Here is a 16,089-nt window from a genome sequence, read left to right on the forward strand (position 1 = left end):
TTAAAACTCCGCTGAACCTGTAGTTCTAGGAAATGGTATTACATCTCTTATATTTGTCATACCGGTAATATACATTATAATTCTTTCAAATCCCAGACCAAAGCCAGCATGCTTTGTTTCTCCATACTTTCTAAGTTCTAAATACCACCAATAATCTTCTTTATTAAGCCCTAATTCCTCCATCCTATATTCAAGGATATCCAATCTTTCTTCTCTTTGGCTTCCTCCTATTATTTCTCCAACACCTGGTACAAGCAAATCTGCCGCTGCTACAGTCTTATTGTCATCATTCATTCTCATATAAAAGGCTTTTATATCTTTTGGATAATCCGTTACAAATAAAGGCTTTTTAAAAACTTTCTCAGTTAAATATCTCTCATGCTCAGTCTGAAGATCTATTCCCCATTTAACCTCATACTGAAATTTTTCATTTGACTTCTTAAGTATATCTATTGCCTCAGTATAAGTTATTTTTCCAAAGTCTGAATTCACCACATTTTGTAATCTATCAAAGAGAGTTTTATCAATAAACTTGTTAAAAAACTCCATTTCCTCTGGTGCATTTTTCATAACATATTTTATTATATATTTAACCATGTCTTCCGCAAGTGCCATATCATCATTGAGATCTGCAAAGGCTATTTCTGGCTCAATCATCCAAAATTCTGCTGCATGTCTAGCAGTATTTGAGTTTTCTGCTCTAAAGGTAGGTCCAAAGGTATATACATTTCTAAAGGCCAATGCAAATGTTTCTGCTGATAGCTGACCACTGACAGTAAGATTTGTCTCTTTTCCAAAGAAGTCTTTTGTATAATCTACTTTTCCATTATCATCTTTAGGTACACCATTTAAGTCTAAAGTGGTCAATTTGAACATTTCTCCTGCACCTTCACAATCACTTCCTGTAATTATCGGTGTATTAACATATACAAAGTCTCTATCTCGAAAAAATTTATGTATTGCAAAGGCAGCTAGTGAGCGAACTCTAAATACTGCCGAGAAAGTATTACTTCTAGGTCTCAAATGTGCAATAGTTCTTAAATATTCTAACGTATGTCTTTTCTTTTGCAGAGGATAATCTACAGTGGAATCCCCTTCTATTGTAATGTTTTTTGCATGTATTTCAAAAGGTTGTTTTGCTTCTGGAGTCAAAACTACAGTTCCTTCTATGCTCAATGAAGAACTAATAGCAATTTTGCTTATCTCTTTGAAGTTATCTAAATCTTTCTCAAATACAATTTGAATATTTTTAAAAAAACTTCCATCATTAATTTCTATAAACCCAAAGGCATTAGATGATCTTACAGTCCTAACCCATCCAGATATTCTTATATTTTTATTACTATATTGATCTATTTTTCTATATAATTCCTTTACAATTATGTTTTTCATTTTTCTTACCTCCTATAAAATATAAATAAAAAACTTTTCTACTCTGGTAATTAAAGGTATGAAAGGACAGTAAGTGTTACTACACTATCTTCCATAGAAATGCTGAGAGATTTATCTATATATTATTTTTATAATATATACTTATATTATTATCATATTTACAATTTGTTAAGCCTATTTACAGAAAAATTATAATATTTGATTTGATATATGTCAACTATTTACACTTTGTACTAAAATATAATTGAATTAATCCACCTGAAATAATTTATATAATCAGAATTATTTGAATTAATTGAAATTCCTGTTTATCGTAACTTATATCCACTACTTATCATACACTATATTATATATTACTAATAATGGAGATTGATATAATGTGTGGAATTGCTGGCTTTGTTAATTTCAAAGAAAATATATTATATAATAAATATATTATAGAAAATATGACTGATACTTTGAAACAAAGAGGACCTGATGAATTAGGATATTACTACTCAAAACATACACTTTTAGGTCATAGAAGGCTAGTTGTTGTAGACCCATCAGGCGGAAAACAGCCTATGATAAAAACTATTAACAATAATAAGTTTGTATTAGTATATAATGGAGAATTGTATAATACAGAAGATCTAAGAAAAATTCTTTTATCAGAAGGCTATACTTTTGATTCCTATTCCGATACCGAAGTATTGCTGACAGCTTATATTCACTGGGGATATAAATGTGTTGAATATATAAACGGAATATATGCTTTTGCAATTTGGGATGAAAGGAATAAAAGCTTATTTTTAGCAAGAGATCCCCTTGGTGTAAAACCTTTATTTTACACTATAAAAAACAATTCTCTTATATTTGGATCAGAAATAAAAACAGTTCTTGCTCATCCAGATGTAAAACCAATATTAACTAAAGAAGGTTTAACTGAAATATTTGGTCTTGGACCAGGTCGTGCTTCAGATAGCGGTGTATTTAAGGATATACATGAAATACCACCAGCACATTGTGGAATATACACTCCTTATGGCTTCAAATTAGAAGAATACTGGAAATTAAAAAGTGAACCTCACACTGAAACAACCGATGAAACTGCTGAACACTTAAGAACTTTATTAAATGATGCAGTTAAAAGACAGCTTGTATCAGACGTGCCTGTAGGTACCTTTCTATCAGGAGGCTTAGATTCAAGTGCAATTTCTGCCTTTACAGCACAGGAATTCAAAAAACAGGGTAAAATTTTAGATACTTATTCAGTGGATTACGAAGACAATGCAAAATACTTCAAAGCAAATGAATTTCAACCTAATTCTGATAGTGAATGGGCAGTAAAGATGCATGAATTTATAGGCAGTAATCACCATACTATAATAAATACCAATAGAGATTTAGCTGAAACTCTAGTAGAGGCAGTAAAGGCCAATGATCTTCCTGGGATGGCAGATATAGATTCTTCCTTTTATCTTTTCTGCAAAGGTGTGAGAAAAGAAAAAACTGTTACATTATCTGGTGAATGTGCTGATGAAATATTTGGTGGTTACCCTTGGTATAGAAGACCTGAAGATATAAATGCCAATACTTTTCCATGGTCAAAATCCGTAAGTGAAAGATCTAAAATATTAAGTGGAGATTTAAAAAATATAGATCTTGATGGCTTTGTAAGAGCCCATTACGAAAATACTTTAAAACAAGTTCCTCATCTTGATGGAGAAAGTAAATATGAGCATAGAATGAGAGAATTATTCTATCTTAATATGAAGTGGTTTATGCTGACTCTATTAACAAGAAATGATCGTATGAGTATGGCTAGTAATTTAGAGGTAAGAATACCTTTTGCCGATTACAGATTAGTACAATATGCCTTTAATATTCCTCCAGAAATACGTTTTTGCGGAGATAGGGAAAAGGGAATACTAAGGAAAGCTTTAAAGGGAATACTTCCTGATGATATTGTCTATAGAAAAAAGAGTCCTTATCCTAAAACCTTTAATCCTGGATATACTAAAATAGTACAAAAATGGCTTGAAAATATTTTAAATGATCCTAATTCTCCTATACTTCAATTGATCGATGTTCCTGTAGTAAGAGAGATTGTGAGAACTGGAGGTAAATCCTATAAAAAACCTTGGTATGGTCAATTAATGACAGGACCTCAATTAATAGCTTATCTTATTCAAGTAGATACTTGGCTAAGATTATATAATGTAGATATACAAATATAGTGAATCATAATTAAAGACTGGAAGCAAATTCTCTCCCAGTCTTTAATTTATCCTATTCTTCTACTTCTTCAAATTGATCTTTTCCTACTCCACACAAAGGACATACCCAATCATCTGGAATATCTTTAAAATCTGTTCCTGGATTTACTCCATTATCTGGGTCTCCATCTTCGGGATTATAAATATATCCACATACTGTACATGTATACTTCTTCATAAAAACTCCTCCAATACCTTAATAAAATTTTAATGTATTTATTTTATATTACAACAATTAAGTAAATATTTCTACCTTATTTTATAAAAATATACTTATTTAACAAAAATTTATGCAATATGAACTTCAATTAAAACTTGAAATATATAGTATATATTTCAAGTTTTAATAATAAAATTTAGTCTAGTCATATAAGATCAAATCCCCATAAATTATAAGTTGTCATCTCCTTCATGCCAATCTAAAGCACACATTCCACCAGTTTGAAATGCCTTTAATACACGAAGAGTTTCATCAACACTTCTTCCTACATTAAGATCATGCACTACAGAATACCTAACTATTCCTTCAGGATCAATTATAAATAGTCCTCTTAGAGAAATACCTTCTTCTTCTATCTGTATTCCATATTTTGTACTCACTTCAGTAGTTTTATCGGAGGCAATTGGAAAATTAATTTTACCAAGTCCCCCCTGTTTTATATCTTGATTAATCCAAGTCTCATGAGAATATTGACTATCACAACTTACCGCTAATAATTCAGCTTTTAAATCCCTAAATTCTTCAGCCCTTTTGCTAAAGCCTGTAATTTCAGTTGGGCATACAAATGTAAAATCTAACGGATAAAAAAACATTACTAGCCATTTTCCCTTATAATCTCCCAGTTTAACTTCAGTAAATCCTCTTCCATCACCTTTGACAGCCTTCATTTCAAATTCTGGTGCTGGCTTTCCCACTAATCTCTCCATAAAATCTCCTCCTTTTGTTCATCATATACCATATATACCATACCAAAAAGTAGTCTATTTCTCTATTAGTTTATCTATTTCTGCCTTGTTAAATCCAACTATTATATTACCATCTATATTTATAACTGGCACTCCTGATTGCTTGGATAAGCTACGCATTTCTTCTCTTTCCTTCATATCATCAGCTACATTTACATCAACAAAATCTATATTTTTTGATTTTAAATATTCTTTTGTCTTTTTACACCATGGACATGTTGGTGTGGAATATATTTTAATCATATTATTTACCTCCTATATATTTTTCAGCCATTAGTGCAGCAACAGTGCCATCACTAACAGCTGTAGTTAACTGTCTTATAAGTTTAGACCTTACATCTCCAGCAGCAAAAACTCCCTTTATATTGGTTTCCATATTTTCATCGGTTTCTATATATCCCCATTTATTTATATTAATAGAATCTTTAAAGAGTTCCGTCTTAGGCTCATAACCAATATAAACAAAAACTCCATCTGCTTTCAATTCTGTTTTCTGTTTTGTCTTTACATTTTCTACTACTATTTTTTCAATCTCATTTTCTCCAACAATATTTCTTATCTCACTATCCCATATTATTTTTACATTTTTATGTTTAAACAATTCATCCTGTGAGTACTTTTGTGCTTGAAGATAGTCAAATTGATGAACTATAGTAATATTTCTAGCATATTTAGTTAAGAATATAGCTGCTTCTACAGCAGAATTTCCACCGCCCACAACAACCAAATCCTTTCCTTGGTATAGAGCTCCATCACATAACTCACAATAATGAATAACTTTTCCATGGAGTTTTTCTTCTTCTGGAATAGGCAGTCTTCTGCTTTTGGCTCCTGTAGCTATTATCAGCGCCTTAACTTTATATATTACATCCTCTGTTTCTATAATTTTTTCATCATCAGATAATTTAATTTTTTCTATATTACTAAATTGATCTATATTTACTCCAATGCTTGCTGCATGCTCTTCCATTTTATCTGCCAAATCAGCACCAGATATAACATTAAATCCCGGGAAATTTTCTACTGTATAAGTTTCCCTAATTTGTCCTCCTACAAGTTCATTTTCTAAAACTAAAGTATTGAGTTTAGCTCTTATTGCATAAATCGCCGCCGTAAGTCCCGCGGGACCTGCTCCGATTATAACTAAATCAAGCTGCTTCTCTTCTTTCATGTCATAAACACCACCATATAATTTATATATTAGACTACCTTTATATTTTAATATATAAAGATGTTTTTTACATTAACAGCATTAAACAATAATCATTATTAATTAATATAGCCTTTTACTTATATTAATTATTATAATATAACAAAAAAAAATATGCAATATGCACAGCATTGCTTTTTTACAAAATTACCAATATTTTATTAAGTACATAATCACTTTTTTCATTCTCTTTAAGTTTATATCAAATTAAATATATTATTCAATTTTATACTAAAAAATATATTTTCTCACACATATTTTTTTTATATGAATATCATATTATTGTAAGTTAAAATTTAGAGGTGAATATATAATGTATGAAAATTTTTTCCCATGTATAAATCCTGAAATGATGAGAGGTAATGAAAATATTTCTCATAATAATATATATGATAATCCACAGAAAAATAATATAGAAATTAATAATAACAACAACCAAATAAACAATGTTAAAGGAGATTCAGCTGGTTGTGGCTCAAATCCAATGAATCTTGAACTAGCTAGAGCATATATGCCTATTCAAACTTATGTGGGAATATTACCACTAAAAGAAGGTCTAAAAAGAGGCAGTGTATTCCCTAATATAAATCTTAGATACCCTAGATTATAAAATGGAATGGAGGAATTAGTATGGCAAAATCATTAAAAGACCTATCTCGAGAAGAATTAATGGATAATATTCATCAGCTAAAATTTGCTGCTGTAGATTTAAATTTATATTTAGACACACATCCTGATTGCAAACCAGCATTAACTGATTACAATAATATAACCAGTGATTTAAAAGCTGTAATAGCTATGTATGAAAAAAAATATGGTCCATTAACTAACTTCGGAGGTGCAGAAAGCAAACATCCCTGGTCTTGGGTAGATGAACCTTGGCCTTGGGAAAGCGGAGAATAAACTATGTGGAAAATAGGAGGAAAATAAATTATGTGGAATTACTCAAAAAATCTGCAACACAAAGTAAAAATTAAAAATAAGGATATAAGAATGGCTAAATTTTTAGTAACTCAATACGGTGGACCTGATGGAGAATTAAGTGCTGCTATAAGATATTTAAATCAACGTTATACTATGCCAACAGGTAGTACTAAAGGACTTTTAACAGATATAGGTACAGAAGAATTAGCACACGTAGAAATTATATCTGCTATGGTTTATCAACTTACTAAAGATGCCACCCCTGATGAACTAAAAGCAGCAGGTCTCGGCGGTCATTATGCTCAACACGATCATGCTTTATTCCCAACAGATGCTAATGGTGTTCCATGGACAGCAGCTTATATTGGTACCCTAGGTAATCCAGTAACAGATTTACATGAAGATCTGGCTGCTGAACAAAAAGCTAAAGCAACTTATGAACATCTTATAGACTTAACAGATGATCACGATGTAAAAGATGTTTTAAAATTTTTATGGGCTAGAGAAGTTGTACACTACCAACGTTTTGGTGAAGCTTTGGAAAGTGTATATGATTTAAATAAAAGCAAAAGGATATTCTAAAATTTTACAAAAGGTTTAAAAATTAAAATACTTAAATTTATATAAATTAATACTTAATTCACAACAATTTATAATAAATAAACTTTAAATTCAATAAAGCTTTTTCTCATTGATACAGAGAAGAAGCTTTATTATAAAAAATTTAATATTTTTATACATATACTCTAATTTTAAATTCTATTAAATTGTAATATATGATATAATTATTTAGATTTATTCCCATTAAACATATGATCCATATCTATTGGATTTTCTTTAGCTGTTAAATCTTCTGGATCAATACAATACACAGCTACAGTCTTATTATCAAAAGATGAATGATATTTACCTATAAACTGTTTTGAAAGAGGATTTTTAAAAAAATTAGGCATAAACTTTTCTACAAGCTGTGTAAGTACTTGGGCCTTTTCTTCTAAATCCTCCACAAGAACTGCCTTACCAAAAATAACAACACTTAAATAAGAAGTGTCACATTTACAAGGTACTGGATCAGTTACTGTACCAAATTCTTCAAATATAGTAAAACAAACAGAAGGTTTTTCTGCAAGTATTGTATTCTTCTTACCACTCCCCATACCGTGTATATAAATTTTATCATTATAATATAAGTAATTCATAGGAAGTGCATAGGGATTTCCTTCCTTATCACACATACTCAGTGTACCTACTCTTTTTTCAACTAAAAAGTTCTTAATTCTTTCTTTATCTTCACATATTCTTTGCGTATATTTTATTTTTTCCATATTATTACTCCTGATTAAAATTAAAATAATGAGTTTCAAGTTCATCCAAAAAATTATACATTAATTCATTAGCTATTTTAAGATAGCTCATTTTAGACAGAATCTGATCTTTAGTTTGAACATATGGATCATTAACATTATCATAAGGACAATTATGTATTATTGAGTCAATACTATCTTCACTACTTTCTATATGAAATTGAAAGCCTATAACCCTTTTCTTATACATGAAAGCCTGATTTTGGCAAGCTTCACTAACAGCTATATTTTCCGCTTCTTTTCCTAACGTACTAAAAGTATCATTATGCCATTGAAAAACATGAAATGATTGAGGAAAATTTTTAAAAAGTAATGACTTTTTTGCTTCTATATTTAAAGTAACAGGAAACCATCCAATTTCAGCTTCGGGATTTTTTGTAACTTTACCTCCCAAAACATCAGTTATAAGTTGGGCACCAAGACAAATACCTAGTACAATTTTACCTTTATCTATAGCTTCTTTTATAAGTTGTTTTTCATATTTAAGCCATGGATAAGTTTTTTCCTCATAAATATTCATAGGACCTCCCATAATTATAAGCCAATCAAATTTGTCTACTGATGGAAGAGATTCATAATTATATAGATGCGTACCTGTTAGTTTATACACTCAACACTTGACTCTAAATTTAAAATCTTTAATTATTTTTCAAACCAAGGTGGTACATGATCACATTCAACTGTCAAATCCTCAAACTTATTAGCATTTAAAAATGGTACTAATATATCTTTAGAATTAATTTTTTCGTTATTCTTCATAATTGGTCTAAGATCAATATAATAACTTCCAACTTTCCCTGCCAAGGTAGGTACAGGTATCTTCTCTATAGGTTTTCCACTTTAATGCTTTTAGCTTTATTATATTCTTCATTTTGAAGTACCACTTCCAAAAATTCTTCTGGAGAGCCTTCTATACCCCATACACTAATCCCCCTCCTTTCTTAAGATTTAATTATTGTTATTAATTTTCTCCCTTATTAAAAATACATCTAACTGCTGAAATTCTATTCTGATCAAATAACCTATGGACCTGAGTACACATTGAAAGAACCCTATCCGCATCAGATGCCTCAGGATTTTCATAATGATAATCTTCAAGAGAACAAATATCGAACATTAAATCCAATGATCTTATAGCTTCATTTCACTCATTATCTATACCCTCTTCTTAATAATTCTGCCAAAACCTAATTTTACAGTTAAGTTTTGGCAGAATATAATAAATATAAAATAAATCTTATAATATTTAATTACCAAAAAACTATAGTTATGAATTTACCACATAGCAAGTATCCATTCTTTATTCTTCTTGTATTCCATATCAGTAAATAATACATTTGCCATTTCTTCTGCAAGCCACATAGCTCCTTCATATCCAACTACAGGATGACGGAAATATCCAGCTCTATCAAACACAGGGAAACCCACTCTTAACATTGGAATATTATATTCCATAGCAACAAATCTGCCTTTTGAATGTCCCATGATAAGATCAAGCTCAAGTCCATGATTCTTTATTCTATCTTCTAATTCCCATAAGTCTGCATTTAACACAACTTCCATATCAAAATCCACTTTTTCTTGAAGATCTTTAATACGTGGATCATCTACATAATTCTTATTATCATCACCTAAAAGAAGTAATACAGGCTTCATTTCTAAATCAAGACAAAATTCTGTGAGGCCTATAACAAGATCAGCATTTCCATAAATAGCAACTTTTTTTCCGGCAAAGAACATATGAGTAAGATCGGTAAGAGTATCTAATGCAATACCTCTTTCATAAGCTAATGATTTAGAAATAGGCTTTCCAGTCATCTTACTTAAGTTCTTTAGGAATATATCTGTATTACGAATACCTATAGGGGTTGGTCCTATGACTGCTGGAACTTGAAATTCACTTTCAAGATATTTAGCAGCATTTCCGCCTTCATATCTGTTAAGCGCAATAGTTCCCATTGCATTTGCTGTATCAGCTATTTCTTCTATAGTAGTTTCTCCATGAGAAACTGTATTTTCAGATGGTATTAATGGTGAATCAAAACTTTCAGTTTCGAAAAGTACATTGGCTTCTATATTCATTTCTGATAAAAGGTGCTTTAATGCTTTTACATCACCAGGATTAACCCATCCAGTAATCAAATTGATTTTATCGCTAGCATCGCCTTTTTTAGCAAAATATTTTACAAAAGCTTCTACTGCTACATCATATCCACTTACCTGACTTCCTTTAAAACTTGGTGTGTGAATAGGAATGAGATGAACTTCTCTACCTGCATATTTTTCTTTAAGAAGACCATTATTAAGTTTTCTTACAACACCATCTATATCATCTCCTATAACCTCAGTTGAACAGGTTGATATTATAGGTATAACTTTTACATCAGGATATCTCATTAAAAGTACGTCTACACCTTCCTCAACACGATTAAGTGCACCAAATACAGCACCATCTTCATGTAATGATGTAGATGCTAATTCAAAACTTTCTTTAAAATGCTGTGAGAATATCAAACGAACAAACATAACACAGCCTTGTCCTCCATGGACTAATCCTATACAATCTTTTACTCCTATACTAACATACTGCGCACCAGCAGGCTGACAGGTAAAAATAGGGTTAATAACACCAGTACGGTCTTTTTCTTTTACTTCACAAGCCATAATTTCACTTCCTTTCTAGTATCTTGGGTCTGTAAGTTCTGCATTAAGTGACCCTGTAATAGTTACATAATCTATACGATCTTTTAGTTGTTGCATTAATTGTATAAGTTCATCCTTACTCATATCGTTTATCCATGGGTACTCAGTTTTATAAGCATCTGCAAGACATAATGCATCTGCATAATAACATCTATCTGCAGGAGTACTAAGATCTACTTCTTCGCCTAACAATATCTGTTTAGTTTTAGTTAAAATCCCTTCATTTTGTCTTTCTCTATCCCATTTACGAGAATGAAACTGCCAAAGACAATTCTTCATAATATAATCTGTAAGCTGATTAAGCTGAACTTTACTTGGATCTTCCATAATTATCTCCTCCTGCTATTTCTTTGACTCTACTGCTTCTTTTGCCTGTTTTAAATATGGATAATCTTCTATTGTTTTTGATCTTATAGATGAAACATTATCATATTTACCAGTATATTGTCTTAAAACAGTAGAAGATTTAACTTCTTCACTTAAATTAACATCTGATAACATTCCTGGAGTTTCAAAATTAACGTTTGATATTTCATCCTTAGTTATATCTACCATAGCAAGTTTGTGAACTGGTGAATAAATTGCATTATATATATCACGCGCAAATCTAACCCAGCCTTCAAATCCCTTATAAGGACCATTATGATATGCATGTGCATTTAGATATGGAACTCCAACTTTCTTTGCAAACTCTCCCGGACGTTTACCTGTAAATATACAATCAGGTTTTAAAGTTCTCATTGCTTCTAAAGATTCTAATTCATTAGGATCATCAATAGCAAGTGCTCCAGCTTCACATCTTGATATACCTTTTTCCATATCTCCCTGATGACCGAATTTAGTATATACTGATACAACTTCAACGCCCATCTCTTCATGAATTGCGTGAGCCCAGTGCCAAAGTTTAGATCCGCCTGGCCATAAACATACTTTCTTTACTTTTAAACGTTCTTTATACCAATCAAGCTCTGGTTTCCATCTGGCAATTTCCTCATCAATAATCTGTTGTGCTCTCTCTTCTATTCCAAAGAAAATACCTATCTTTCTAAGAGATTCTCCTAACGCTTTAAAACCAAATCCATCTATATCTAAACGTGGAGTACCATATCTTTGTCTAAGTTCATTTGCAAGATATTCCGCAGAACGTGCACATTCAAGTACATTTAAGTGTGCAAGATGCATCCCCCTAAGATCATCATAAGAACCATTACCCGTAAAGGTAGAAAGAACTTGGATGCCCATTCTCTTAAAATAATCCTGCATAATTTCCTGATCACCTTGTATATTATATTCACCTATATAGTTGATAACGTAAGGGCTGGTTATTTCTGGTTCATAAGTTCCAACCTTTTGATTAACCCATCCTATAGTAATCTTGTGATGTCCACCAGATTGACTTGGACCTGCAAACCCTGGAGAATTACATACAAATATATCTACATCCGGCATTTCAGCTTTCACTTGCTTAGTAACAGCTTCAATATCATCTCCAATAAGTGCTGTACCACAAGTTTGATAAATTGTCATCCTCTTTATATGAGGAAATACCTTAAAAGCCTCAATAATATTTTGCTTTAATACTTTTTCAGCTCCAAATACTATATTCTTTTCTTTTACATCTGTTGCAAAAGTATATTTTAATTGGAAATTATTATTGTCACTTATATATCTTTTTGTTTGCCAAGTGTCATACGTACAGCCAATAGGACCATGACTCATATGTATAACATCTTTCATCGGCGTACCAATAACGTGTTTTGCTCCACAATAAGCACAACCACGTTCTGAAATTGTTCCTGGAATTGTATTTAAATACCCCAAAGGAAGAGCATCTGTTAAATCTTCTCCCTCACCTTTATCAACTGCATGTTTTCCTCTTTCAGGAATACACTCACTACATTTAAAAGTATGATATGGCATAAATTTTTCCTCCTTGTATAATGTAGTCATAACATTCAATAGAAAACTATCTTGAATTCTAACGAACATTACAACTCATTTCTTTTAATTTATTCGAAGATTTTCTACCCGATAGGGTGTACTAATCTCATCTAACTTAGTTTTCTATTTTTCCCAAGTGGGAATCCATACTAGTAAATATTGATGTATAATATCTCCTGAATAGAAGATAGATGTATTCCTCCTGGGAAGTAACTCTAACGAGTCATTGATACCCGAAAATTAGCGTATCATTCCATCAGTGAGAGTTCTATGTTTAGCTGGTTGGGTTTCCCTTTGGGAATTACCCGTGTCACAAACAAGGTTATAGAATTACTGATAGAAATGGAATATCTATTCTATCTCACAAAGCAAAGGAGATATTATTTTATGAGTAAATTTTTTTATAGACCAATAGTTGGAATCGATGTATCAGCAGACTTTTCAGTAGTTGCTATACTAGCACCTGACGGTGAAGTTTATAGAAAGCCTTTTAAAATTAAGCACAATAGAAATGGTTTTGATTACCTAGTAGATCAAATAAAAAAAGCGGAAGAAGAGTTTAACATGAAAACGGCAATTTTCATGGAATCTACTGGTGTATACCATCTTACTCTTTTCCACTTTCTTAGGGATACATTTGAAACATGTATCTTAAATCCACTCATTACTAATTGTAACAAGAATGGAGACATAAGAAAAGTGAAAAATGATAAAAAAGATGCATTAACCATTGCTAAAATAGGCAAATTTCAAAATGTTAAATATACTTCTGCATTTGATATTGAAATTTATACCTTAAAAGCTCTCTGTAGAGATTACTATAAGTTTACTGATAGTAAATCTACTTTTAAGAAAAAGCTTTCTACCGACTTAAAAATTATTTTTCCTAGCTATAGCTCTGTTTTTTCAAACATTACTTGCAAAACATCAATAGCAATTTTAAAAGAATATTCAAGTCCTAAAGCTATCTTAAATGCTGATAAAAATGAGTTAATAGATCTTATTCGCAGTCATTCAAGAAAAGGACTAACATATAGTGAAAAAATCTATAAAAAGCTAATTGATGCTGCTGAAGAAGCTATTTACATTGGTCTTAAATCGCCTAGCCTGTTTGTAAAAATCATGAACACAATTTCTGTAATAGAAACTTTAGAAAATCAGCTTAACAATTTATTAAATGAAATTCATTCATTGATGAAAAGCAATAGGATTTCAGAGCAATTTAAGAAAAATGTTCAATTGATTTACTCAATACCAGGTATTGGTGAATTAACTGCCATCACAATAATGAGTGAAATAGGCAATATTAAAGGTTTTGTAAAAGCTAAACATTTAGTTGCTTACTTTGGTATTGACCCATCTGTCAATCAATCTGGTAAGTTTAACAGTAATAAAAATACTATGTCTAAACGTGGTACCAGAATAGGCAGAAGAGCCTTATATGCTGTGGCATTAGCATCCATACGAACCAGTAGAAGCGGTGAACCTATAAACAAAGTTTTACTTACCTACTATAAAGAAAACCTAAATGGTAAAAGCAAAAAGGTTGCTTTAGTGGCAATAATGCATAAACTTGTTAATTACATATTCTCCGTCCTAAGGAACCAAAAAGAGTATGAAATACGTGATCCTAAAATACATATTAAAATGTATCTTAATAATGGTTCTACTACAGCAGCCTAACGGCTAAAAACTTAAAGACTAATCATCTTACAATTAATTCCATTGTTCGTGCTTTTTCAATGGATTATTTGCTATGCAAATTTTTACTCATAAATTATTTTTTTAATTTTTATTGACTTTTACTAGCTGGTCTTTATTTAATACCAAAATTTAACTTCTTTATTTTATAACTACTGATACAGCTCTTAGTCAGTCATACCATATTTTACAACCATAGCCTCTAAATCATCCATCTTAAGAGGTGTAGGAATAACAAACATTTCATTTTCTATTATTTTTCTTGCTAATTCTCCATATTCCTTTGCTTGATTACATGTATCGTCAAATTCAATAACTGTTTGCTTGTTAAATTCAGCTTTTTGAACGATGTTATCTCTAGGCATAAAGTGAATCATTTGAGTTCCTATAGAAGCAGCAAATTCTTCTATGAATTCTCTTTCTAAATCCACCATACGACTGTTACAAATTATTCCACCAAGTCTAACTCCACTTTGATTTGCGTATTTAACAAGACCTTTACATATATTATTTGCTGCATATACGGCCATCATTTCTCCTGATGCAACTATATAAACTTCTTGAGCTTTACCATCTCTTATTGGCATTGCAAATCCGCCACATACAACGTCACCAAGTACATCAAAGAATACGAAATCTAAATCCTCTGTATAAGCTCCATTTTTTTCCATAAGATCTATAGCTGTTATAACTCCACGACCTGCACATCCTACTCCTGGTTCTGGACCGCCTGATTCAACACATCTGATATCTTCATATCCTACTCTTACAATATTCTCAGTAGTAATTTTTTCTTCACCTTCATCACGAAGCATATCCATTAATGTCTTCTGAGGCATGCCACCAAGGATAAGACGAGTTGAATCTGCTTTTGGATCACATCCATGTATAAATACCTTTTTATCATAGAAGTGAGCCATTGCTGCTGCTGTATTTTGTTGTGTAGTAGATTTACCAATTCCACCTTTACCGTAAATTGCGATTTTTCTTGTCATTTTAATTTCCCCTTTCATATAAAAAAATGATTATTCATATAGCCGTAGTATAAAAATTATTTTTACTAAATTACCTTCTGCTGTCCTTTTTGAAAATTATAAAATTATCTTGAAAAATACTTCTTGAAATGTTAAAATAAAAATTGGGTAAGTTAAATATATCTAGTGTCACTGGGAATATGATATTACCTTTCTTCATGGGTATTCGAAGTATCCATGAAGATTTTATAATCTCATCCTATTTGCTTAAAACACTATTCACCTCCTCTATTACACATTCTATAAAGTAAGCTTAAGCAAAGTTAGCAAATTAAGTAAGTCTAGTGCCTTTGAAAATTTATTTATTTTCATGTTCATCATGCACTAGCTTTATTAAATTTACCTTATCATGATGGAATCGTTAAAATATGGCAAGATAAATTTAATAAAGTTGGCATTATTAAAAACTTTCAAGTTGAAATTGTGAATATTAGGTTGGTTTTTTATTAATTTATTGATTAATAAGACTATATCATAATTTTATTATTAATACAGTACTCATTTGTTCTATTATATTGCTTTCTATTGGATTTAATCATCTTATGTTATATAAACTATTGTATAAGTGAACAATATAAATAATTGTCTTTATAATT

General features: G+C 30.9%; 18 protein-coding genes. 5 read left to right on the forward strand and 13 right to left on the reverse strand.

Translation table 11 applies throughout. The features are described 5' to 3' along the window. The gene (gene asnS, locus CLPA_RS18520; protein WP_003447672.1) at positions 1–1,392 is read right to left on the reverse strand and encodes an asparagine--tRNA ligase; all 1,392 of its coding nucleotides are present in this window, start codon (positions 1,390–1,392) and stop codon (positions 1–3) included. Positions 1,393–1,769: 377 nt separating this feature from the next. On the opposite strand from asnS, the gene asnB reads away from it, so the two are divergent. Beyond that, a complete protein-coding gene (gene asnB / locus CLPA_RS18525) occupies positions 1,770–3,611 on the forward strand; it encodes an asparagine synthase (glutamine-hydrolyzing) (RefSeq protein ID WP_003447673.1) in 1,842 nt (613 codons plus the stop codon). 52 nt (positions 3,612–3,663) lie between these two features. Here asnB and rd read toward each other — a convergent pair whose 3' ends face one another. From rd to trxB, 4 genes are all read right to left on the reverse strand, one after another. Beyond that, positions 3,664–3,828 (reverse strand): rubredoxin, encoded by a 165-nt coding sequence (rd, locus tag CLPA_RS18530; protein WP_003447684.1) that lies wholly within the window; start codon positions 3,826–3,828, stop codon positions 3,664–3,666. 212 nt (positions 3,829–4,040) lie between these two features. Continuing rightward, positions 4,041–4,577, reverse strand: coding sequence for a peroxiredoxin (locus CLPA_RS18535; protein WP_003447686.1), 537 nt, complete (start codon positions 4,575–4,577; stop codon positions 4,041–4,043). 54 nt (positions 4,578–4,631) lie between these two features. After that, on the reverse strand, positions 4,632–4,859 hold the full coding sequence (locus CLPA_RS18540; RefSeq protein WP_003447688.1) for a glutaredoxin domain-containing protein: 228 nt from the start codon (positions 4,857–4,859) through the stop codon (positions 4,632–4,634). 1 nt (position 4,860) lies between these two features. After that, positions 4,861–5,787: a thioredoxin-disulfide reductase gene (gene trxB, locus CLPA_RS18545; protein ID WP_003447690.1), complete on the reverse strand. Its 927-nt coding sequence runs from the start codon at positions 5,785–5,787 to the stop codon at positions 4,861–4,863. A gap of 352 nt (positions 5,788–6,139) precedes the next feature. Here trxB and CLPA_RS18550 point away from each other — a divergent pair, with 352 nt between their 5' ends. The 3 genes from CLPA_RS18550 to CLPA_RS18560 are packed head-to-tail and all read left to right on the forward strand — an operon-like array spanning position 6,140 to position 7,332. Then, positions 6,140–6,436 (forward strand): spore coat associated protein CotJA, encoded by a 297-nt coding sequence (locus tag CLPA_RS18550; RefSeq protein WP_003447691.1) that lies wholly within the window; start codon positions 6,140–6,142, stop codon positions 6,434–6,436. A gap of 20 nt (positions 6,437–6,456) precedes the next feature. Continuing rightward, positions 6,457–6,729: a spore coat protein CotJB gene (locus CLPA_RS18555; protein WP_003447692.1), complete on the forward strand. Its 273-nt coding sequence runs from the start codon at positions 6,457–6,459 to the stop codon at positions 6,727–6,729. A 30-nt stretch (positions 6,730–6,759) separates the two neighbouring features. After that, positions 6,760–7,332: a manganese catalase family protein gene (locus CLPA_RS18560; protein WP_003447694.1), complete on the forward strand. Its 573-nt coding sequence runs from the start codon at positions 6,760–6,762 to the stop codon at positions 7,330–7,332. Between the two features lie 203 nt (positions 7,333–7,535). On the opposite strand, the gene CLPA_RS18565 is transcribed toward CLPA_RS18560, so the two are convergent. The 7 genes from CLPA_RS18565 to anfD all read right to left on the reverse strand — a co-directional run bounded on the left by CLPA_RS18565 (position 7,536) and on the right by anfD (position 12,737). Next, a complete protein-coding gene (locus tag CLPA_RS18565) occupies positions 7,536–8,075 on the reverse strand; it encodes a pyridoxamine 5'-phosphate oxidase family protein (RefSeq protein WP_003447696.1) in 540 nt (179 codons plus the stop codon). 4 nt (positions 8,076–8,079) lie between these two features. Next, positions 8,080–8,724 carry a type 1 glutamine amidotransferase gene (locus tag CLPA_RS18570; RefSeq protein ID WP_003447698.1) on the reverse strand — a complete coding sequence of 215 codons (645 nt, stop codon included), beginning with the start codon at positions 8,722–8,724 and terminating at the stop codon, positions 8,080–8,082. Between the two features lie 32 nt (positions 8,725–8,756). Then, positions 8,757–8,918: a Fe-only nitrogenase accessory AnfO family protein gene (locus CLPA_RS20605; RefSeq protein ID WP_158380947.1), complete on the reverse strand. Its 162-nt coding sequence runs from the start codon at positions 8,916–8,918 to the stop codon at positions 8,757–8,759. Between the two features lie 157 nt (positions 8,919–9,075). After that, a complete protein-coding gene (locus CLPA_RS21285) occupies positions 9,076–9,240 on the reverse strand; it encodes a hypothetical protein (protein WP_155760404.1) in 165 nt (54 codons plus the stop codon). 149 nt (positions 9,241–9,389) lie between these two features. Continuing rightward, positions 9,390–10,778, reverse strand: coding sequence for a Fe-only nitrogenase subunit beta (gene anfK, locus CLPA_RS18575; RefSeq protein ID WP_003447703.1), 1,389 nt, complete (start codon positions 10,776–10,778; stop codon positions 9,390–9,392). A gap of 15 nt (positions 10,779–10,793) precedes the next feature. Next, positions 10,794–11,144: a Fe-only nitrogenase subunit delta gene (anfG, locus tag CLPA_RS18580; RefSeq protein WP_003447705.1), complete on the reverse strand. Its 351-nt coding sequence runs from the start codon at positions 11,142–11,144 to the stop codon at positions 10,794–10,796. Positions 11,145–11,159: 15 nt separating this feature from the next. Then, positions 11,160–12,737 carry a nitrogenase iron-iron protein, alpha chain gene (gene anfD, locus CLPA_RS18585; protein ID WP_003447707.1) on the reverse strand — a complete coding sequence of 526 codons (1,578 nt, stop codon included), beginning with the start codon at positions 12,735–12,737 and terminating at the stop codon, positions 11,160–11,162. Between the two features lie 408 nt (positions 12,738–13,145). On the opposite strand from anfD, the gene CLPA_RS18590 reads away from it, so the two are divergent. After that, the gene (locus tag CLPA_RS18590) at positions 13,146–14,441 is read left to right on the forward strand and encodes an IS110 family RNA-guided transposase (RefSeq protein ID WP_003440352.1); all 1,296 of its coding nucleotides are present in this window, start codon (positions 13,146–13,148) and stop codon (positions 14,439–14,441) included. Between the two features lie 185 nt (positions 14,442–14,626). Here CLPA_RS18590 and nifH read toward each other — a convergent pair whose 3' ends face one another. Next, positions 14,627–15,454 carry a nitrogenase iron protein gene (gene nifH / locus CLPA_RS18595; protein WP_003447709.1) on the reverse strand — a complete coding sequence of 276 codons (828 nt, stop codon included), beginning with the start codon at positions 15,452–15,454 and terminating at the stop codon, positions 14,627–14,629. Positions 15,455–16,089: the final 635 nt, after the last annotated feature.

The sequence above is a fragment of the Clostridium pasteurianum DSM 525 = ATCC 6013 genome (assembly GCF_000807255.1).
Lineage (GTDB): Bacteria > Bacillota > Clostridia > Clostridiales > Clostridiaceae > Clostridium_I > Clostridium_I pasteurianum.